This window comes from Pseudoroseomonas ludipueritiae (genome assembly GCF_014490445.1).
GTDB classification, from domain to species: Bacteria; Pseudomonadota; Alphaproteobacteria; order Acetobacterales; family Acetobacteraceae; genus Pseudoroseomonas; species Pseudoroseomonas ludipueritiae.
In genome coordinates this window covers 1-1,420 of the sequence record NZ_JACTUZ010000332.1, presented here as the reverse complement: position 1 = coordinate 1,420, position 1,420 = coordinate 1, and the positions used below count along the sequence as shown (strand labels likewise).

The window sequence follows — 1,420 nt, the reverse complement described above, 5'->3', positions numbered from 1 at the left end:
CGGCGGCGGCACGGCCGGCCAGTTCGGCCGCTGGCGGCGCGGCGGCCAGCGGCGCCGAGTCGAGGCAGGTGGGCAGGCCATCCACCAGCAGCAGCGCCACCGGTGCCATTCTGCGGCCAAAGGTGGGGGCGCGCAGCGGGCCTGCGGCATAGCGCAACAATTCTGCCGGAGCACCGCGCGGCGGCCGCCCGGCTGGCAGCGCCAGGATCTCCGCCCCCTCCATGACGGGCTGATGCTCCGGCCAGAAGGCCGGCAGATGCGGCACGCGGCGGAGCGACTCGGGCAGGAAGGCCAGGCGGCGGCGGGGCAAAAGAGCCAAAGCGTGGAAGATCCCGTCTGTCGTAAGGCGGCGCCGGGCAGGCTGTGTTAGCAGGGGCTTTGCTATCGAGAGGGCGGTGCGTTAGCTTCCGGCGCATCAGGATAGCATGTGAGTGGGCGTGAACGGATTCCCCTTGGCCACCCAATCGCCTGCGGCGGCCCGGATGCTGCCGCATCTCCGGCTGCCGGCCGCGCTGGGCCTGGTGCTGCTGAGCCTCTCGGGCTGCAGCATGGTATCCAGCCGCGCCAGCGCGCCTTCCGCCATGGCCTCCCCGCCCATGGAGGATCTCCCGGCCCGGCCCGCCGACCCGCTGGCCGCCTTCGCGGCACGGGCCCAGCTGGGGCAGGAGGAACTGGTGGGCAGCCCGCCTGTTCCCGTCCGCGTTGTGCGGACTTATAACTCCGGCGGCGGCCGCCCTTGCCGCCAGTTGCTGCTTGGCGCCATGGCCACCGGGCGCCAGGCGCTGTATTGCGAGGCCACGCCGGGCCAATGGGAAGCGGTCCGGCCCCTGCTGCAGAACGGGCCGCCGATCCGGCCATAAGGAGAATACGCGGATGAGCGGCTACGTACCCCGCCGCCGCCAAACCAGTGCATTGGCGACGCAGCTCCGCGTTATTCACGCTCTTGTGATTCGCGGAATGCAACTCCGGTTCGGGCAATCCCGGACGGGATATCTGTGGCTGATCGGCGAGCCGATGATGCTCGCCTTTGGCGTTTCTGCCATCCATTGGCTGTCCGATCACGGACTGCCGAACAATATCCCCATCTTTCTGTTTTACGGCCTGGGCTACGCTCCCTTCTATATGTTCCGCGGCATCGTGACGCGCAATGCCGGCGCGATCATGAGCAGCCGCTCGCTGTTGTTCCACAACAACATCAAGCTGCACGACCTGACGATGTCCCGCACCGTCCTGGAAGCGGCGGCCTGTACTCCCATTATCCTTCTGCTGGTGGTCGGCGGCATCATCTTCGGCGGCTATTGGCCCTCGAATCCCGGCCTCTTCGTCTTCAGCCTGGGCATGAGCGCCCTGCTTGGCCACGGCTTCGGGACGCTGCTGGCGTCGCTGATCGTCTTCTATGAGCCGCTCGAGCGCTTCACCC

The 1,420-nt window shown here is 68.1% G+C and carries 3 protein-coding genes; 2 read left to right on the top strand and 1 reads right to left on the bottom strand.

Annotated elements, in window-relative coordinates; all coding sequences use genetic code 11:
• On the bottom strand, window positions 1–319 hold a 319-nt coding region (locus IBL25_RS26125), incomplete at its 3' end, for a hypothetical protein (RefSeq protein WP_187781345.1).
• 163 nt (window positions 320–482) lie between these two features.
• Between IBL25_RS26125 and IBL25_RS26120 the strand changes: the two genes are divergently transcribed.
• Both IBL25_RS26120 and IBL25_RS26115 read left to right on the top strand, forming a co-directional pair.
• Window positions 483–860: a hypothetical protein gene (locus tag IBL25_RS26120; RefSeq protein WP_194433833.1), complete on the top strand. Its 378-nt coding sequence runs from the start codon at window positions 483–485 to the stop codon at window positions 858–860.
• 13 nt (window positions 861–873) lie between these two features.
• The coding region (locus IBL25_RS26115) for an ABC transporter permease (protein ID WP_187781343.1) at window positions 874–1,420 on the top strand (547 nt) is incomplete at its 3' end.

What these genes read in the sequence shown, in the direction of transcription:
- IBL25_RS26120 (WP_194433833.1), top strand. Translation starts at nt 483, where the DNA reads ATGCTGCCGCATCTCCGGCTGCCGGCCGCGCTGGGCCTGGTGCTGCTG.